The following is an 18,944-nucleotide window of genomic DNA, read 5'->3' on the forward strand; positions in this document are numbered from 1 at the left end:
CGCTCGACTTGCATGTGTTAGGCCTGCCGCCAGCGTTCAATCTGAGCCATGATCAAACTCTTCAATTTAAAGTTTGATGCTCAAAGAATTAAACTGTTTATTCGTAATGAATTAACTGTTAGTCACTCTTTAAGACTTGATAATTTTTAGCGTCTTTCGACGTTAAGATATCAGTGCTTATGAGTGCCCACACAGATTGTCTGATAAATTGTTAAAGAGCAGTGCGACCCGGCATTCTGCCTGCTGTCGCGAGGTGGCGTATATTACGCTTTCCTCTTTCAGAGTCAACCCAATTTTTCAGGATTTTTTCTCTTTATCTTCCCGGCTTACTGCACTCAGTGAAGCGTGCCGCCGTGTCGATGGAGGCGCATTATAGGGAGTTCAGATTTTGCTGCAATAGAAAATTTGCATAAAAAAGACTGAGTGCTGCATTCCCCAGCAAAACCCGGGTTTATACCCGCTTATCAACAGAGTTATCCACAATCATTGTTGATGAGGAAATTTTGCGAGCGTCACGCAAACGTTTTCGCTACAATGCACCCGCGTTTTCGCAGACCCACTTTAGAAGGGTGTCAGTCCTGCTTTTCTTTATTAGATGTATTAATCGCAGTACATATAGACAGAACAAAGCAGCACTCACACTCTTCTGCAATTGCAATAAACTGAAATCCAGGGGATTGATCACCATGCAACAACCTCGTCCTGTACGCCGCGCTCTTCTCAGCGTGTCTGATAAAGCCGGTATCGTCGAATTTGCCCAGGCCCTTTCTCAACGTGGCGTTGAACTGCTCTCCACAGGTGGTACTGCCCGCTTGCTGGCTGATGCAGGCCTGCCGGTAACCGAAGTTTCTGATTACACCGGTTTCCCGGAAATGATGGATGGACGAGTGAAAACGCTGCACCCGAAAGTGCATGGGGGCATTCTTGGCCGTCGTGGGCAGGATGACGCTATCATGGCAGAGCATGCTATTTCCCCTATTGATATGGTCGTCGTGAACCTTTACCCGTTTGCCCAGACTGTTGCCCGTGAAGGCTGCACACTGGAAGACGCCGTTGAAAATATCGATATTGGTGGCCCTACCATGGTTCGTTCCGCTGCCAAGAACCATAAAGATGTCGCGATTGTGGTTAACAGCAATGACTACACCACTATTGTTACTGAAATGGATGCCAACAACGGTTCACTGACTTTTGAAACCCGCTTCGACCTGGCAATTAAGGCATTCGAGCATACCGCTGCCTATGACAGCATGATTGCTAACTACTTCGGCACCATGGTTGCGCCATACCACGGTGAAACAGACAAACCTTCTGGCCGCTTCCCTCGCACCCTGAACCTGAACTTTGTGAAAAAGCAGGATATGCGTTATGGGGAAAACAGCCACCAGCAGGCTGCTTTCTATATAGAGAGCCAGGTAACAGAAGCTTCCGTGGCAACTGCTGAGCAGGTTCAGGGCAAAGCGCTGTCTTATAACAATATTGCCGATACCGACGCAGCTCTTGAGTGTGTGAAAGAGTTCAACGAGCCCGCATGTGTGATTGTGAAACACGCCAACCCCTGTGGCGTGGCGATTGGTGACGATATTCTTGCTGCCTACGAGCGCGCCTGGAAAACCGACCCGACCTCCGCTTTTGGCGGTATTATTGCGTTCAACCGCGAACTGGACGAGCAGACTGCAGAGGCCATCATCTCCCGCCAGTTTGTTGAGGTCATTATTGCCCCTTCAGCAACCGCTGAAGCACTGAAAGTAACTTCTGCCAAACAAAACGTGCGTGTACTGGTCTGTGGTCAGTGGCAGGCTCGGGTGCCAGGCCTTGATTTTAAACGCGTCAACGGTGGCTTATTGGTGCAGGACCGCGACCTGGGTATGGTGGGTGAAAGCGAATTGCGTGTTGTCACGAAACGCCAGCCTTCAGCCGAAGAACTGCGCGATGCCCTGTTCTGCTGGAAAGTGGCCAAATTTGTGAAATCCAACGCCATTGTGTATGCCAAAGAAAATATGACCATTGGCATTGGTGCCGGGCAGATGAGCCGTGTTTATTCCGCCAAAATTGCCGGTATCAAAGCCGAAGACGAAGGCCTGGAAGTAAAAGGCTCAGCGATGGCGTCTGATGCATTTTTCCCGTTCCGTGATGGTATTGATGCAGCTGCAGCAGTGGGCGTTACCTGCGTTATCCAACCGGGTGGTTCCATTCGCGACGAAGAAGTTATTGCCGCCGCCGATGAACACGGCATTGCTATGATCTTCACTGGTATGCGTCACTTCCGCCATTAATTCAGGAGCCTCGCATGAAAGTATTAATTATTGGTAATGGTGGGCGCGAGCATGCGCTCGCATGGAAAGCAGCTCAGTCCCCTCAGGTAGAAACAGTATTTGTCGCACCGGGTAATGCAGGAACTGCACTCGAACCGGCTTTACAGAATGTGGATATCAACGTCACGGATATCCCGGCACTGTTAAGCTTTGCGCAAAACGAAAAAATTGACCTGACGATTGTCGGCCCGGAAGCCCCGCTGGTGATTGGTGTGGTTGATGCCTTCCAGGCTGCTGGCCTGACGATTTTTGGCCCCACTAAAGGCGCCGCGCAACTGGAAGGTTCCAAAGCGTTCACCAAGGACTTTCTGGCCCGGCACCATATCCCAACCGGCGAATACCAGAATTTCACTGAGGTGGAACCTGCACTGGCTTATGTCCGTGAAAAAGGCGCCCCTATTGTTATCAAGGCTGATGGCCTGGCTGCCGGTAAAGGCGTGATTGTGGCGATGACGCTGGAAGAAGCGGAAGCGGCCATTCAGGATATGCTGGCAGGCAATGCTTTTGGTGATGCCGGCCACCGGGTGGTGGTTGAAGAATTTTTGGATGGTGAAGAAGCCAGCTTTATTGTGATGGTGGATGGCGAGCACGTATTGCCGATGGCCACCAGCCAGGATCACAAACGTGTTGGTGATGGTGATTCCGGCCCGAATACCGGTGGTATGGGTGCTTATTCCCCGGCTCCGGTAGTTACAGATGAAGTGTTCAACCGCACCATGGAACGCATCATTTGGCCAACCGTGAAAGGCATGGCAGCAGAAGGCAACACCTATGTGGGCTTTTTATATGCCGGGCTGATGATTGATAAGCAGGGTAACCCGAAAGTTATCGAGTTCAACTGCCGTTTCGGCGACCCGGAAACACAGCCGATTATGTTACGCATGAAATCCGATTTAGTTGCATTGTGCCAGGCTGCCTGCGAAGGCGCACTGGATAAGCAAAGCTCTGAGTGGGATGAACGTGCGGCTCTCGGGGTGGTGATTGCTGCAGGCGGTTACCCGGGCAGCTACAACACTGGTGATGTTATCCACGGCCTGCCACTGGAATCTGCTACAGATGCGAAAGTGTTCCACGCCGGGACTCGGCTGGATGCCCAGGAGAACGTCGTTACTAACGGTGGGCGTGTATTATGCGCGACCGCACTGGGCAACACAGTGGCTCAGGCTCAGGCAAATGCCTATGCGTTGATGAAACCCATTCACTGGGAAGGCAGCTTTAGCCGCTCAGACATAGGGTACCGCGCCATAGAGCGTGAACAAAACTAAGCACGGCAAAACGTACAGGCCACCTTCGGGTGGCTTTTTTTTGCCAGGCAGGCAGGAAAACTGAATCACCACAACCGGTGCTAGAATGTATCGGCTTTGGGTTGCCAGCTACAGAAGTCACTATTGGCGACCAGCAGTAATTGGGTGCCTTCAGGTGCAGAGAGCCAGGCAACACTCACCGGCTTCGCAGAACGCCGCTGGCGGTCCTGAATATAGGAGAGGAAAAAGGAATCAAATTCAGGGCGCGAAACGTTACCTTCACAGGTTGTGATACTTTCGTTCTGGTTCCAGTGCCCCTGGTGCAATATTACTTTACCAGTACGTAATGCATCACTGGTTTTGCGGATACGGGTAGCATTGTACTGCTCAAGCGCTATTTGCTCGTTAGAAAGTTGCTGCTTCATGCCATTTACTTCACGCTGCATGAAACTGAGCGCACCGTTGGCATCAAAGCGCACGGTAGTCGTTTGTGGCGCACTTCCTTCGGTTTTTAACACCATTGAGACCAGCTTATCACCCTGCCAGCGATAATCATTGATCACAGTATTGCCATTATTGTGCCACGGGCTAAACACGCTCAGCAGGTGGACCGTGCCATTTTCACCGTCTTTACGCCAGATACGCACTGCACCATTTTCATCGACATAACCACTGGCAGTAAATGGCGGCAAACCCTGTTTTTGCGAACTGCATCCCACCAGCACTCCTCCCACTAACAATAAGCAGGACAGCCGCCAGAATGACAAAAGGGGCGTTACCGCCCCTCTGATAAAACTGTTCACTGTCAGAGTGCGATTATTTAACCGCGTCTTTCAGTGCTTTGCCGGATACAAACGCAGGAACGTTTGCAGCAGCGATTTTGATTTCTTTACCCGTTTGCGGGTTGCGGCCAGTGCGCTCAGCACGGTGGTTCACTTTGAAGGTACCGAAACCAACCAGTTGTACAGTATCGCCTTCTTTCAGAGACTCAGTAATCGCAGCCAGAGTGGATTCCAGAGCAGCTTTCGCTTGTGCTTTTGACAGTTCAGCCTTGTCCGCAATTACATCAATCAGTTGAGTCTTGTTCATAAGTTATCCTTACAATGTGTTTATCGCTTGCTAAGCATCGAGTGCGATGGAAATGCCTGTTAAGCACTCTCCTGCATACACGCACCGATAGCCACTTTTTTTCGCCCCACAAATGTAGACCAGACAAGGGGCTGATGGGAAGCCTCCAGGTACGACAAATCAGACACTGAGAGGTGTTTTCTTATCTTATTGCTGAAAATTTATACCGATATTGCTAATACCCGCTTCTCGGAGGTCTGTACGCAGCCCTTTGATCAGCTCAACATCGCGCTCTTCGCAATCTGCCAACAGGCGAAAAATCTCCCATTGGATGTCCCATTCTTGTTCAACTGCAGGGTTATCTTTCAACTCTTCGTCGGTCATTTCCCGACCGGACTGGGTCATTTCTAACATGCACACTGACGTGATAGAGGTTTTACTTACCTCGATAGCTTTCTCAAGGGTTTCACCTCCCAACAGCGCATGTAACAAATCACTTAACGCCACACAGGCATCTATTGCCGGGTAAACACCGTAGATGTCGAAATCATCCGCAGACGGAATTGCGTCTTCGAACTTCTCCAGTTGAGAGTCGAAGTTAACCTTCGCGTCTTTTACCGTCAATGTCTCCCAGACCAAATCCAGAATCCGCCGATACAGTTGCCCGTTACCAAACTCAGTTTGCTGGCAAAACATGGCGTAATTGGGGTACATCCGCTCACACAGGCAGGCCATAAAAGTAACATGTTGCCAGCTCTGGAGTTTTTCCAGACGCAGGTGAATTGGGTTTTGTAACATAGTGAAGTCTCAACAGTCGATATTGGGCGCAGTTTACTCTACCTGGCGCATTTTTTCTTGCCAGCGTATAAATGCCGGGCGACGGGATGCCACGGCATCTGCCCAGCGTGTCGGTTCTGGGAGGCGATAGCCTCGCGTACAGCGTTTCACCCACGCAAGCGCGGTGCCCGAGTGAACCTTGTGCCCGGGGGAAATAAACAAAGGCAGGCAACGCGGCTTACTGCGCCACACCCAGCCCAAGGTGCGCTCTGAGGATAGCAACGGCGTAACACCATCCTGCGCCAACTGTTCGCTGTCTGATGTGCCATACAGGCGTTTTTTCGCCACGCCAATCGTTGGGGTGTCAACCAGTAACCCAAAATGGCTGGCGACACCAAACTGGCGCGGATGCGCAATCCCCTGGCCATCAACAAAGAGCAAATCAGGGCGACGGGATAGCTTCTCCCACGCCGCCAGCAACGCCGGGCATTCGCGAAAAGAGAGGTAACCGGGGATATACGGGAATTCCGTTGGAATACGTGCAACCTGGTATTCTACCAGCGTTAAATCAGGCCAGGAGAGCAGAACCAGTGCGGCGCGGGTTACAGTACCCTGTTGTTCGAAGCCCACATCAGCACCACCAATGAGCCGCGGTTCGGCAGGCACGCCGCAGTCTTCGGTTATCACCTGAGAGGCCAGGTGCTGTTGTTGCGCCCTGAGCGCCGCCAGGTCCATTATTTATGCCATTGAGCAGAAAGCCGGTGAACAGCTTCAACAAACGCTCCGGCATGCTCTGGCGGGACATCCTGGTGAATTCCGTGCCCAAGATTGAACACATGGCCTTCTCCGTGACCAAACCCGGCCAGGATAGATGCCACTTCCTCTTCGATACGAGCCGGAGGCGCATACAGCATTGACGGGTCCATATTGCCCTGCAATGCAACTTTATGCCCTACCCGACGCCGGGCATCTGCAATATCTGTTGTCCAGTCGATGCCCAGGGCATCGCACCCGGTTTCGGCCATTGCTTCCAGCCACTGCCCACCACCTTTGGTAAACAGTGTCACAGGCACACGGCGCCCTTCATGTTCACGAATCAGGCCGGCAACAATTTGCTGCATATAATTCAGGGAAAACGCCTGATAATCTCGCCCACTCAGTACACCGCCCCAGGTATCAAAGATCATCACGGACTGCGCACCAGCCCGAATTTGAGCATTGAGGTAAAGCGTAACGCTTTCTGCCAGTTTGCCCAGCAACGTATGTAAGGTCTGGGGCTCGGCAAACAGCATTTTTTTGATAACCGTAAAGGCTTTGCTGCTGCCACCTTCAACCATGTAAGTGGCCAGTGTCCACGGGCTACCAGAGAAACCAATCAGCGGTACCTGCCCGGCCAGTTCACGGCGGATGGTGCGTACTGCATTCATGACATAGCCCAGTTCCATTTCCGGGTCAGGAACCGGTAATTTATCCACATCGGCCTTACTGCGCACTGGCGACGTGAAGCGTGGACCTTCCCCCGCTTCAAAATAGAGCCCCAGCCCCATCGCATCCGGAATGGTCAGAATATCAGAGAATAAAATGGCGGCATCCAGTGCATAACGGCGCAACGGCTGCAGCGTGACCTCGCAGGCAAGTTCAGCATTCTTGCACAGTGCCATAAAATCCCCTGCTTGCGCGCGGGTCGCTTTATATTCCGGTAGATACCGGCCCGCCTGGCGCATCATCCATACAGGGGTAACATCAACCGGCTGGCGTAACAGGGCTCGCAAATAACGATCATTTTTCAGGTCAGTCATGGGGTTCCTTCTGTGCGCTGATTCACCCGCAGTCAGGGTAGATAAAACAATAAAAATAGGGCGCTGAGTGTAGCATGTTATTCATACTCAGCCCGACATAAGGCAACAGTATCTTCTATTAACCGCCGTGCGACAGTCCCCGGTGGCGGGAGTAAAGGAAGCTGATCATAGCGATACCAGTTAGCATCAAGGAGTTCTGAAGGGTCGATTTTGATATCACCACTGTGGTAATCCGCCATGTACGCCATCATCAGCGATTGTGGAAAAGGCCAGGGCTGTGAACTGACATAACGCAAATTTTGTACGCGAATGCTGCTTTCTTCCATCACCTCACGCGCCACAGCCTGCTCCAGCGTTTCCCCCACTTCCACGAAGCCCGCCAGCACGGTGTAAACACCATTCTTGTGCCGGTTATGGCGTGCCAGCAAAATATGGTCATCACGGCGAATCGCTACGATGATGCAGGGCGCTATTTGCGGGTAATAGCGCTCATGGCAGTGGCTGCACAACATCGCCCACTCTGTTTTGCTGGGGTACATTTCTGCACCACAGTAGCCACAGAATTTGTGAGAACGGTAAAATTCAGCCAGCTGAACACCCCGGCCGGCTAACTGAAACAGCCCACTTTCGTTGTCGAGAAGTTGCCTGACCGAAGCCATTCCTGTAGGGAAGTTGTGCTGAACCAGCCAGACCGGAAGGGAATCCCAGGTGCCAATTTGCATAGCCTGCAAACCATCTAACTGGTACTGCTCTGCGCTCCCACAGGGTAACTCACCTGCCGGCAACCACAATTTTTGTTCATGGCTGACAACCCACCAGCCTTCATCGGTTTTTTTTACAAAATGTTTCATATTTCCTTGCACAACCTCTGTGTCACTGGCATGTTGGTTTACATAATAGCTACATTCAGATGGTTCAGATTTTTATCTGATACTCAAAATAATTCGAGTTGCAGGCAAGCACTACTTACCCACCTGCAAATTGAAGCATGACGAGTATATAACTCATGGAGATGCTCAAACATGCTAAACCAACTGGAAAACCTGACAGCCCGTGTTGGTGGTAGTAATGCATTAGTTGACAGTTGGCTGAATACCCGCAGGCAACTATTAATTGCTTATTACCGGTTAGTTGGGCTCAAGCCTAAAAAGAGTGCCCATTCCGCCATTGATGAAAAGGCGCTGGACGACTTTTGCCAGGGCCTGGTGGACTATCTCTCAGCATGCCACTTTAGTCTTTATGAGCGCATCATTCGAGAGGTTGAAGGTACCAGTACCGCAAAATCTGTCGCACAACTCTACCCCCGGTTAGAAGCCAACACGCAGTCTATTATGCATTTCTACGATACCAGCCTGGAAACTGCCATTGACCATGATAACTGGCAGGAATTTCAGCAGGCCTTATCAGGGATAGGTGAAGCGCTTGAAGCGCGTTTTACCCTTGAAGATAAACTACTCACCCTGGTGTGGAAAAATGATTTACAGAATACCGAACCAGACAACGCCGAATCCCGGCCTGCTTGAGTTTTGTTCTGTGAGCGAGTAAGTTAGTTTTTATACATTATCGCGAAAGCGATGTTTTTCTTGTCGGAGTGCCCAGTGTGTAAGCACGGGCTGAGACCGTTAATTCGGGATCCGCGGAACCTGATCAGGTTAAGACCTGCGAAGGGAACAAGAGTACTCTCCCTGCATTACGCTTATTTTCTGGCGTTATTGCGTCTTTGCTACTCCTGTCCGTCGTTCTGACAAGCCACTTCCTGACCAACAAACTGGAATGCGCTATGTCCGTACAAAAAACACCAACCCGCCGTGAGCAACGTGATGCTGCTCAGCAATTTATTAATACTCTGGAAGGCTCTGCTTTTCCGGCATCAAAACGGGTATATCTGGCTGGCAGCCGCCCGGATATTCAGGTACCCATGCGTGAAATACAAATGAGCCCGACCGTGACTGGCGGTACACGGGAAAACCCTGAACTCACGCCAAATGACCCCATCCCGGTTTATGACACTTCAGGCCCTTATGGCGACCCGGACCAATCTATTGATGTACTTCAGGGGCTGCCCAAATGCCGCCAGGCCTGGATTGATGCCCGCGAAGATACCCAGCAACTGCACAACAGTTCATCGTCCTGGACGCTGGCACGCCAGGAAGACGAGGGGCTGGAAGAATTACGTTTCAAGGGTGTTCAGCCGCCGCGCAGAGCCATAAAAGGGCATTGCGTTACACAGTTACACTACGCCCGCAAAGGAATTGTCACCCCGGAGATGGAGTTTATTGCTCTGCGGGAAAATATGGGCCGGGAACGGATCCGCGACAGCGTGTTGCGCCACCAGCACCCAGGCCACAGCTTTGGCGCGCATCTTCCGGAAAATATCACCCCCGAGTTTGTTCGGGATGAAGTGGCTGCCGGGCGCGCAATTATTCCGGCAAACATTAACCACCCCGAATCTGAGCCAATGATTATTGGCCGTAACTTTCTGGTTAAAGTGAATGCCAATATTGGTAACTCGGCAGTCAGTTCTTCTATTGAAGAAGAAGTGGAAAAACTGGTGTGGTCAACACGCTGGGGGGCAGACACAGTAATGGACTTATCAACCGGCCGCTATATCCATGAAACCCGTGAGTGGATCCTGCGTAACAGCCCGGTTCCCATTGGTACCGTTCCAATTTACCAGGCGCTGGAAAAGGTTAATGGCATTGCAGAAGACCTCACCTGGCCACTGTTCCGTGACACCTTACTTGAACAGGCTGAGCAAGGCGTGGACTACTTCACTATCCATGCCGGAGTACTGTTACGTTATGTGCCAATGACAGCAGACCGCCTCACCGGGATTGTTTCTCGTGGCGGTTCGATTATGGCTAAATGGTGCCTCTCCCATCATCAGGAAAACTTCCTGTATCAGCATTTCCGTGAAATTTGTGAAATCTGTGCCGCCTATGATGTTGCGCTCTCTTTGGGTGACGGCCTGCGCCCGGGATCTATTCAGGATGCGAACGACGAGGCGCAATTCTCAGAATTACATACGCTTGGCGAACTGACCAAAATCGCCTGGGAATATGACGTACAGGTGATGATTGAAGGCCCCGGGCATGTGCCGATGCAGATGATTCAGCGCAATATGACAGAAGAGCTGGAACACTGCCATGAAGCACCGTTTTATACCCTTGGCCCACTAACCACGGATATTGCACCGGGTTATGATCACTTCACATCAGGAATTGGCGCAGCCATGATTGGCTGGTTCGGTTGCGCCATGCTGTGTTATGTCACGCCAAAAGAGCACCTTGGCCTCCCCAATAAAGAAGATGTAAAGCAAGGTCTTATCACCTATAAAATTGCCGCTCATGCTGCCGACCTTGCCAAAGGGCATCCGGGGGCGCAGATTCGCGATAACGCGATGTCAAAAGCCCGCTTCGAGTTCCGTTGGGAAGACCAGTTCAACCTGGCCCTCGACCCGTTCACTGCACGGGCTTATCACGATGAAACCCTGCCTCAGGAATCCGGCAAAGTGGCGCACTTCTGTTCGATGTGTGGGCCAAAATTTTGCTCCATGAAAATCACCCAGGATGTACGTGATTACGCTGCAAAACAACGCGCGGAAGGCATGGAAAACATGGCGCAGGATTTCCGCGCTCGCGGCGGAGAAATTTATCTTCGCAAGGAGCAGGCATGATTTACCAACCTGATTTTCCAACCGTGCCTGTCCGGATGGGGTTATACCCCGTCGTAGACAGCATTACCTGGCTGAAGCGCCTGCTGGCTCTGGGAGTGAAAACGCTCCAGATTCGTATCAAAGATAAGCCTGAGAATGAAGTTGAGCAGGATATTATCCAGGCTATTCATCTTGGACAGCGCTATGAAGCCCGGCTGTTTATCAACGATTACTGGCGGCTGGCCATTAAACACCGGGCCTGGGGAGTACATCTGGGCCAGGAAGACCTGGACACCGCGAACCTGGGCGCAATTTGCGATGCGCGGTTACGCCTGGGCGTTTCCACTCATGATGACGCTGAAATCGACCGGGCACTGTCTGTGCGCCCCTCTTACATTGCTCTGGGGCATATTTTCCCCACACAAACCAAGCAAATGCCTTCCGAGCCACAAGGCCTGCAACAACTGGCTTCTCACGTTCACCGCCTGCAAGGTTACCCAACAGTAGCAATAGGAGGAATAAGCCTGGCGCGGGCACCTGAGGTACTGGCTACCGGGGTGGGCAGCATTGCCGTGGTAAGCGCCATTACACAGGCGCAAGACTGGCAGGCTGCAACCAGAGCATTACTTAATTTAGCGGGGAATGGCGATGAATGATCAGGATTTCATGCGTTACAGCCGCCATTTACTGCTGGATGAAGTGGGCCTCGACGGCCAGCAGGCTCTGAGCAAGTCCTGCGTTGCTGTGATTGGGTTAGGCGGGCTCGGTTCACCGGCTGCTCATTATCTGGCTGGCGCTGGGGTGGGCCAGTTAATTCTTGCTGACGGCGATGTCGTTCACATCAGTAACCTGCATCGCCAGACACTGTATACACAGCAAGATATTGGCCGCAATAAAGCACATGTAGCCGTTGAAAAACTGGCTCAGGTCAACCCGTCTGTCACGCTAACGCCCATCGACCAGTACCTTACACCAGAAACACTAACCAGTGTGCTGGCTGATGCCGACCTGGTACTTGATTGCAGTGACAATATGCCAACCCGCCAGGCAATCAATGCAGCCTGTGTGGCACTGAACAAGCCATTTATCACCGCCAGTGCCGTTGGGTTTGGCGGGCAAATGATGGTGCTGTCTCCACCATGGCAACAGGGTTGTTACCGTTGTTTATGGCCTGACGAGCACGAGCCAGAGCGGAACTGCCGTACTGCGGGTGTGCTGGGGCCTGTTGTTGGGTTACTGGGTGTCAGCCAGGCGCTGGAAGCACTGAAGTGGCTGGCTGGAGTCACCAACCAGGCCGGGACTTTATCTCTGTTTGATGCCAAAACCAATCTGTGGCGTGCCATTCGGCTCCAGCCATCGCCTCACTGCCCGGTGTGTGGAGGGCAACATGCAAATTCAGTTTAATGACCATCCGGTAAGTTGTGCTGAAAACACCACGGTGGTGCAGTTATTGTCTACTTTCCACCAACTGAAGCCCGGCACCGCGCTGGCGCTAAACCAGACAATCCTGCCACGCGAACACTGGGATACCCACATTCTACAGCCAGGCGATGACCTGCTGCTGTTTGAAGTCATTGCCGGAGGCTGACATGTTACGTATTGCTGATAAAACGTTTGATTCTCACCTGCTGACAGGCACCGGGAAATTTGCTTCGCCATTATTAATGCAGCAGGCCATTATTGCCAGTGGTACCCAACTGGTCACACTGGCGTTAAAGCGGGTTGATTTCCGCCAGCACCGGGACGATTTACTGCAACCGCTACTGGCTGCCGGCGTGCAACTATTGCCCAACACATCGGGTGCCAAAACGGCAGATGAAGCGGTCTTTGCCGCACAGCTTGCGCGCGAAGCATTAGGTACCAACTGGGTGAAACTGGAAATTCACCCGGACAGCCGTTACCTGATGCCAGACCCCATCGCCACACTCCAGGCCGCCCGCTTACTGGTTAAAGATGGGTTTATTGTTCTGCCTTATTGTGGAGCCGACCCGGTGTTATGCCGCCATTTGGAAGACGCTGGTTGTGCTGCCGTTATGCCTTTGGGTGCGCCGATTGGTTCTAATCGTGGGTTACAAACCCAGGCGATGCTGGAAATCATTATTGAGCAGGCTGGTGTTCCGGTGATTGTTGATGCCGGGATCGGTACGCCCGGGCATGCCACTGCCGCCCTGGAGTTGGGGGCCGATGGCGTATTAGTTAACACCGCTATCGCTACAGCGGGCGACCCGGTCAGAATGGCACAGGCTTTCCGGCTGGCCGTCGAGGCTGGTGTACTGGCAGCCAGTGCCGGGTATGGGGAACAACGGATGACCGCCAGCGCTTCCAGCCCACTGACGGCATTTCTGAATGCCAGTGCGGAGGTGAACGGATGAGCCACTTTAGTGATTACTGGCGCACTCTGGACTGGGATGACATTGCACTTAGCATCAACAGTAAGACCAAAGATGATGTGCAGAGAGCATTATGCCGGGAAAAACGCGGGCCGGAAGATATGATGGCACTGCTGTCTCCCGCCGCCGCAGAATACCTGGAGCCCATGGCAGGAATGGCCCAGCGTTTAACCCGCCAGCGCTTTGGTAATACGGTTAACTTTTATGTTCCGTTATACCTGTCAAACCTATGTGCAAACGATTGTACGTATTGTGGTTTCTCAATGAGCAATCACATTAAGCGTAAGACTCTCGATGGCGAGGAAATCGAACGTGAGTGCGAAGCCATACGCCAGCTTGGGTTTGAAAATCTGTTACTGGTGACTGGCGAGCATCAGCGAAAAGTGGGTATGGACTACTTTCGTCAATACCTGCCTGCTATTCGTGCCCACTTTAGTTCTGTGCAAATGGAAGTGCAGCCAATGAGTGAAGACGAGTATGCGGAGCTTAAGCAGTTGGGGCTGGATGGCGTTATGGTTTACCAGGAAACCTACCATGAAGCAATGTATGCACGGCACCATTTGCGCGGTAAGAAGCAGGATTTTTTCTGGCGGCTGGATACCCCGGACCGGCTTGGCAAAGCGGGTATTGACCGAATTGGCCTGGGAGCGTTGATTGGGTTGTCGGATAACTGGCGGGTGGATTGCTTTATGGTGGCAGAACACTTGCTCTGGTTACAACAGCATTACTGGCAGAGCCGGTTTTCTGTATCTTTCCCCCGTTTACGCCCATGTGAAGGTGGAATAGTCCCGGCGTCACTCATGGATGAAAAGCAGCTACTTCAGGTTATTTGCGCCTTCCGCTTATTCTCCCCGGAACTGGAGTTATCACTGTCAACCCGTGAATCCCCCTGGTTTCGTGACCATGTTGTCCCACTGGCCATTACCCATGTCAGCGCATTTTCCAGCACGCAACCAGGAGGCTATGCAGACCACCAGCCCGAACTGGAGCAATTTTCTCCCCATGATAACCGGGCGCCGGATGTGGTCGCCAAAGCACTGACTGATGCAGGGTTACAACCAGTATGGAAAGACTGGGACAGTTTTTTGGGAAGAGGGCAGCAAACGAGCCCGGCATTTTCAGCAAATCAGTAAATCTCTGGAACCCTGTTTCCTGCCCTGACAAACGGGCATTGAGCAAACTCAGGGAATGACGATATGGTCACTCCGGCAGCGCAATACGTTGCCCGGGGTGGCCACTTCCCCTCTCCATCGGCCACCCCGCCTTCCTGCTTTTCATCACTGTTATTGTCTGGAAAAACACGTAGCTGCCCGATATTTTCCAGGCCATTGGGAAGAGGTAACGTTTGGTGGGATGTGAAAATAGCAAAAAAAAACCGCGCCCGAAGACGCGGTTTTATCAGCGAGAGATAACGATTAATCGTTATCGTTGTTCCCGCCCAGGCCAGCATTCAGCAGCTCTGCCAGGTTGGCAGTAGCTTCTTCAGCACTGATCTGCGGTGCAGCAGCAGGTGTTTCACCCGCAGCACGGCGGCGCATGCGATCCTGGTGGTAAGCATAGCCGGTACCAGCCGGAATCAAACGACCCACAATGACGTTCTCTTTCAGGCCACGCAGTTCATCACGTTTACCCGCAACAGCGGCTTCGGTAAGAACACGCGTCGTTTCCTGGAACGATGCAGCAGAGATGAAGGACTCGGTTGCCAGAGACGCTTTGGTAATACCCAGCAGGTCGCGCATGAACGTTGCGCTGACTTTGCCGTCGTCTTCCAACAAGCGGTTCGCGATTTTCACGCGAGAGTACTCTACCTGCTCGCCTTCCAGGAAGTCGGAGCTGCCTGCATTCATGATGGTAGCTTTACGCAGCATCTGACGAACGATAACTTCGATGTGTTTATCGTTGATCTTAACGCCCTGCAGACGGTATACGTCCTGTACTTCGTTAACGATGTAACGAGTTACAGCCTGAACACCACGCAGACGCAGAATGTCATGAGCAGATTCCGGACCATCGGAAATCACGTCACCACGTTCAACACGTTCACCTTCAAACACGTTGAGCTGACGCCATTTAGGAATCATCTCTTCGTAAGCGTTTTCACCATCCAGTGGGGTGATAACCAGGCGACGTTTACCTTTGGTTTCTTTACCGAAGGAAACCACACCGCTGATTTCAGCAAGGATTGCAGGTTCTTTCGGACGACGTGCTTCGAACAAGTCAGCAACACGCGGCAGACCACCGGTAATATCTTTAGTACCGCCAGATTCCTGCGGCAGACGCGCCAGTGTGTCACCGGAGCTAATCTGAACGCCGTCATCCAACTGAACGATAGCTTTACCCGGCAGGAAGTACTGCGCAGGCATATCGGTACCAGGGATCAGGACATCATCACCGTTGGCATCAACGATTTTCAGTGCCGGACGCAGGTCTTTACCACCCGCAGTACGCTCAGCTGAGTCCAGAACCACGATAGAAGACAAACCAGTCAGCTCATCAGTCTGACGAGTAATGGTCTGGCCGTCGATCATGTCGGTAAAGCGAATAAAGCCCGGAACTTCGGTGATAACCGGCATGGTGTGCGGATCCCAGTTAGCAACAGTTTCGCCTGCTGCTACTTGCTCGCCATCATTTTTGGTCAGCACAGAACCGTAAGGTACTTTATAGCTTTCTTTGGTACGGCCGAATTCGTCGAACAACTTCAGCTCGGTATTACGAGAAGTAATAACCAGTTTACCGCTGGAGTTAACAACGGACTTCGCGTTGTTCAGCTTGATGCTACCTTTATTTTTCACCTGGATGCTGGATTCAGCAGCCGCACGAGATGCCGCACCACCGATGTGGAAGGTACGCATGGTCAGCTGAGTACCAGGTTCACCGATAGACTGTGCTGCGATAACCCCAATGGCTTCACCTTTGTTGATGATATGACCACGCGCCAGGTCACGACCATAGCAGTGGGCACACACACCAAAATCGGTGTCACAGGTTACAACAGAACGTACTTTCAGGCTGTCTACAGAATTCACTTCCAGCAGGTCACACCACTGTTCATTGAGCAGAGTGTTACGCGGAACCAGAATATCTGCGGTACCCGGTTTCAGAACGTCTTCAGCCGTTACACGACCCAGTACGCGGTCACGCAGTGGTTCTTTAACATCACCACCTTCGATAACCGGCGTCATCATGATGCCGTCTAACGTACCACAGTCATCTTCAGTCACAACCAGGTCCTGCGCGACGTCAACCAGACGACGAGTCAGGTAACCGGAGTTTGCTGTTTTCAGTGCGGTATCCGCCAGACCTTTACGAGCACCGTGGGTTGAAATGAAGTACTGGAGTACGTTCAGACCTTCACGGAAGTTCGCGGTGATTGGCGTTTCGATGATGGAGCCATCTGGCTTAGCCATCAGACCACGCATACCAGCCAGCTGACGAATCTGAGCCGCAGAACCACGCGCCCCGGAGTCGGCCATCATATAGATGCTGTTAAAGGAAACCTGCTGCTCTTCTTCACCTTTACGGTTAATAACGGTTTCAGTTTGCAGGTTATCCATCATCGCTTTGGAAACACGGTCATTCGCCGCAGCCCAAATATCGATGACTTTGTTGTAACGTTCGCCCGCAGTTACCAGACCAGACTGGAACTGTTCCTGGATTTCTGCCACTTCTGCTTCAGCTTCGGCGATGATTTCGGCTTTTTTCGCCGGAATAACCATATCGTCGATACCAACAGATGCACCAGAACGTGCTGCATACGCAAAACCGGTATACATGATCTGGTCAGCAAAAATAACCGTCGGTTTCAGGCCCAGAATGCGGTAACAGGTGTTCAGCATTTTGGAGATCGCTTTTTTACCCAGCGGCTGGTTCACGATAGTGAACGGCAGACCCTGAGGTACGATCATCCACAGAATCGCACGACCAACAGTGGTGTCTTTCAATGTGGTTTTCGCCACATATTCACCCTGTTCGTCTTTTTCATATTCTGTGATACGTACTTTTACGCGCGCATGCAGCTCAGCCTGGCCTGAACGGTATAAACGTTCAGCTTCTTTCGGCCCGGTGAGAACCATGCCTTCGCCCATGGCGTTGATTTTGTCACGGGTCATGTAGTACAGACCCAGTACAACGTCCTGAGACGGAACGATGATTGGTTCACCGTTTGCCGGAGACAGAATGTTGTTGGTGGACATCATCAGCGCACGCGCTTCCAACTGGGCTTCCAGCGTCAGCGGTACGTGAACAGCCATCTGGTCACCATCGAAGTCGGCGTTATACGCCGCACACACCAGCGGGTGCAGCTGAATAGCTTTACCTTCGATCAGTACAGGTTCAAATGCCTGAATACCCAAACGGTGCAGAGTTGGCGCACGGTTCAGCATGACCGGGTGTTCGCGAATAACTTCGTCCAGGATATCCCAAACAACGGCTTCTTCACGTTCAACCATTTTCTTGGCTGCTTTGATGGTGGTAGCTAAACCACGCAGTTCCAGCTTGCCGTAGATGAACGGTTTGAACAGCTCCAGTGCCATTTTCTTCGGCAGACCGCACTGGTGCAGGCGCAGGTATGGACCTACGGTGATAACCGAACGGCCGGAGTAGTCAACACGTTTACCCAGCAGGTTCTGACGGAAACGACCCTGTTTACCTTTGATCATATCGGCCAAAGATTTCAGAGGACGTTTGTTAGAACCAGTAATGGCACGACCGCGACGACCGTTATCCAGCAGGGCATCAACCGCTTCCTGCAGCATACGTTTTTCGTTACGTACGATGATATCTGGCGCAGCCAGATCCAGCAGACGTTTCAGACGGTTGTTACGGTTGATAACGCGACGGTACAGATCGTTCAGATCTGATGTTGCGAAACGACCACCATCCAGCGGTACCAGTGGGCGCAGATCTGGCGGCAGAACCGGCAGAACTGTCAGGATCATCCACTCTGGTTTGTTACCAGACTGAACGAACGCTTCCAGCAGCTTGATACGCTTGGTCAGCTTTTTACGTTTGGTTTCAGAGTTGGTTTCATTCAACTCTTCGCGCAGTTGTTCACATTCCTGCTCCAGATCCATGCCTTTCAGCAGGGCCTGAATAGCTTCTGCACCCATTTTCGCGTCGAATTCGTCACCAAACTCTTCCAGCGCGTCCAGATACTGTTCTTCAGTCAGGATCTGACGGCGTTCCAGGTTGGTCATACCGCCTTCGATAACTACATAAGATTCGAAGTACAGTACACGTTCGATATCACGCAAAGGCATATCGAGCAGCAAACCGATACGGGATGGCAGTGATTTCAGGAACCAAATGTGGGCAGTCGGAGAAGCCAGCTCAATGTGACCCATACGTTCACGACGTACTTTGGTCTGAGTAACTTCAACACCACATTTTTCACAGATAACACCGCGGTGTTTCAAGCGCTTGTACTTACCGCACAGGCACTCGTAATCTTTTACCGGCCCGAAAATGCGAGCACAGAACAGACCGTCACGCTCCGGTTTGAAGGTACGGTAGTTAATGGTTTCCGGCTTTTTAACTTCACCAAAAGACCAGGAACGGATCATGTCTGGCGATGCCAGAGCAATTTTGATCGCATCAAACTCTTCGGTTTTAGTTTGCGCTTTCAGAAACTTTAATAAGTCTTTCACGGATTGGCTCCCGTCGGAGTTAGCACTCTCTGATGCCCGGTATTACCCGGG

Annotated in this window: 16 protein-coding genes, 1 rRNA gene and 1 riboswitch; of the genes, 9 read left to right on the plus strand and 8 right to left on the minus strand. The window is 51.9% G+C overall.

Features of this window, described 5'->3' with window-relative positions; all coding sequences use genetic code 11:
• A 16S ribosomal RNA gene (locus DT73_RS01690) occupies positions 1-68 on the minus strand; the annotation flags it as partial.
• A 618-nt stretch (positions 69-686) separates the two neighbouring features.
• Between DT73_RS01690 and purH the strand changes: the two genes are divergently transcribed.
• Both purH and purD read left to right on the plus strand, forming a co-directional pair.
• Positions 687-2,276 (plus strand): bifunctional phosphoribosylaminoimidazolecarboxamide formyltransferase/IMP cyclohydrolase, encoded by a 1,590-nt coding sequence (gene purH / locus DT73_RS01695; protein WP_036103013.1) that lies wholly within the window; start codon positions 687-689, stop codon positions 2,274-2,276.
• 14 nt (positions 2,277-2,290) lie between these two features.
• On the plus strand, positions 2,291-3,580 hold the full coding sequence (purD, locus tag DT73_RS01700; protein ID WP_036103015.1) for a phosphoribosylamine--glycine ligase: 1,290 nt from the start codon (positions 2,291-2,293) through the stop codon (positions 3,578-3,580).
• An 80-nt stretch (positions 3,581-3,660) separates the two neighbouring features.
• Here purD and DT73_RS01705 read toward each other — a convergent pair whose 3' ends face one another.
• The 6 genes from DT73_RS01705 to nudC all read right to left on the minus strand — a co-directional run bounded on the left by DT73_RS01705 (position 3,661) and on the right by nudC (position 8,054).
• Entirely contained in the window at positions 3,661-4,362 is a 702-nt protein-coding gene (locus DT73_RS01705) for a DUF1481 domain-containing protein (RefSeq protein WP_036103016.1), read from the minus strand.
• Positions 4,363-4,375: 13 nt separating this feature from the next.
• Positions 4,376-4,648 (minus strand): nucleoid-associated protein HU-alpha, encoded by a 273-nt coding sequence (hupA, locus tag DT73_RS01710; RefSeq protein ID WP_036103018.1) that lies wholly within the window; start codon positions 4,646-4,648, stop codon positions 4,376-4,378.
• Between the two features lie 186 nt (positions 4,649-4,834).
• Entirely contained in the window at positions 4,835-5,425 is a 591-nt protein-coding gene (locus tag DT73_RS01715) for a YjaG family protein (protein WP_036103020.1), read from the minus strand.
• A 33-nt stretch (positions 5,426-5,458) separates the two neighbouring features.
• Positions 5,459-6,139 carry a deoxyribonuclease V gene (gene nfi / locus DT73_RS01720; protein WP_036103022.1) on the minus strand — a complete coding sequence of 227 codons (681 nt, stop codon included), beginning with the start codon at positions 6,137-6,139 and terminating at the stop codon, positions 5,459-5,461.
• Positions 6,139-7,203 (minus strand): uroporphyrinogen decarboxylase, encoded by a 1,065-nt coding sequence (gene hemE, locus DT73_RS01725; protein WP_036103024.1) that lies wholly within the window; start codon positions 7,201-7,203, stop codon positions 6,139-6,141. The genes nfi and hemE overlap by 1 nt, the downstream gene beginning before the upstream one ends.
• Positions 7,204-7,280: 77 nt before the next feature.
• A complete protein-coding gene (gene nudC / locus DT73_RS01730; protein ID WP_036103026.1) occupies positions 7,281-8,054 on the minus strand; it encodes an NAD(+) diphosphatase in 774 nt (257 codons plus the stop codon).
• A 171-nt stretch (positions 8,055-8,225) separates the two neighbouring features.
• Here nudC and DT73_RS01735 point away from each other — a divergent pair, with 171 nt between their 5' ends.
• The 7 genes from DT73_RS01735 (at position 8,226) to thiH (ending at position 14,381) form a co-directional block, all read left to right on the plus strand.
• A complete protein-coding gene (locus tag DT73_RS01735; protein WP_036103028.1) occupies positions 8,226-8,726 on the plus strand; it encodes an Rsd/AlgQ family anti-sigma factor in 501 nt (166 codons plus the stop codon).
• A gap of 54 nt (positions 8,727-8,780) precedes the next feature.
• Positions 8,781-8,890: riboswitch (TPP riboswitch) on the plus strand.
• Positions 8,891-8,983: 93 nt separating this feature from the next.
• Entirely contained in the window at positions 8,984-10,879 is a 1,896-nt protein-coding gene (thiC, locus tag DT73_RS01740) for a phosphomethylpyrimidine synthase ThiC (protein ID WP_036103030.1), read from the plus strand.
• On the plus strand, positions 10,879-11,514 hold the full coding sequence (thiE, locus tag DT73_RS01745; RefSeq protein ID WP_036103066.1) for a thiamine phosphate synthase: 636 nt from the start codon (positions 10,879-10,881) through the stop codon (positions 11,512-11,514). Before thiC ends, thiE begins: the two co-directional genes overlap by 1 nt.
• The gene (locus DT73_RS01750) at positions 11,507-12,262 is read left to right on the plus strand and encodes a HesA/MoeB/ThiF family protein (protein WP_036103032.1); all 756 of its coding nucleotides are present in this window, start codon (positions 11,507-11,509) and stop codon (positions 12,260-12,262) included. The genes thiE and DT73_RS01750 overlap by 8 nt, the downstream gene beginning before the upstream one ends.
• Entirely contained in the window at positions 12,246-12,446 is a 201-nt protein-coding gene (thiS, locus tag DT73_RS01755; RefSeq protein ID WP_036103033.1) for a sulfur carrier protein ThiS, read from the plus strand. The genes DT73_RS01750 and thiS overlap by 17 nt, the downstream gene beginning before the upstream one ends.
• Before the next feature lies 1 nt (position 12,447).
• Positions 12,448-13,230: a thiazole synthase gene (locus DT73_RS01760; RefSeq protein ID WP_036103035.1), complete on the plus strand. Its 783-nt coding sequence runs from the start codon at positions 12,448-12,450 to the stop codon at positions 13,228-13,230.
• Entirely contained in the window at positions 13,227-14,381 is a 1,155-nt protein-coding gene (thiH, locus tag DT73_RS01765) for a 2-iminoacetate synthase ThiH (RefSeq protein ID WP_036103038.1), read from the plus strand. The genes DT73_RS01760 and thiH overlap by 4 nt, the downstream gene beginning before the upstream one ends.
• Before the next feature lie 282 nt (positions 14,382-14,663).
• Here the strand turns inward: thiH and rpoC are convergent, their stop codons facing one another.
• Entirely contained in the window at positions 14,664-18,893 is a 4,230-nt protein-coding gene (gene rpoC, locus DT73_RS01775; RefSeq protein ID WP_036103043.1) for a DNA-directed RNA polymerase subunit beta', read from the minus strand.
• Positions 18,894-18,944: the final 51 nt, after the last annotated feature.

This window comes from Mangrovibacter sp. MFB070, from assembly GCF_000705335.1.
Taxonomy (GTDB): Bacteria; Pseudomonadota; Gammaproteobacteria; order Enterobacterales; family Enterobacteriaceae; genus Mangrovibacter; species Mangrovibacter plantisponsor.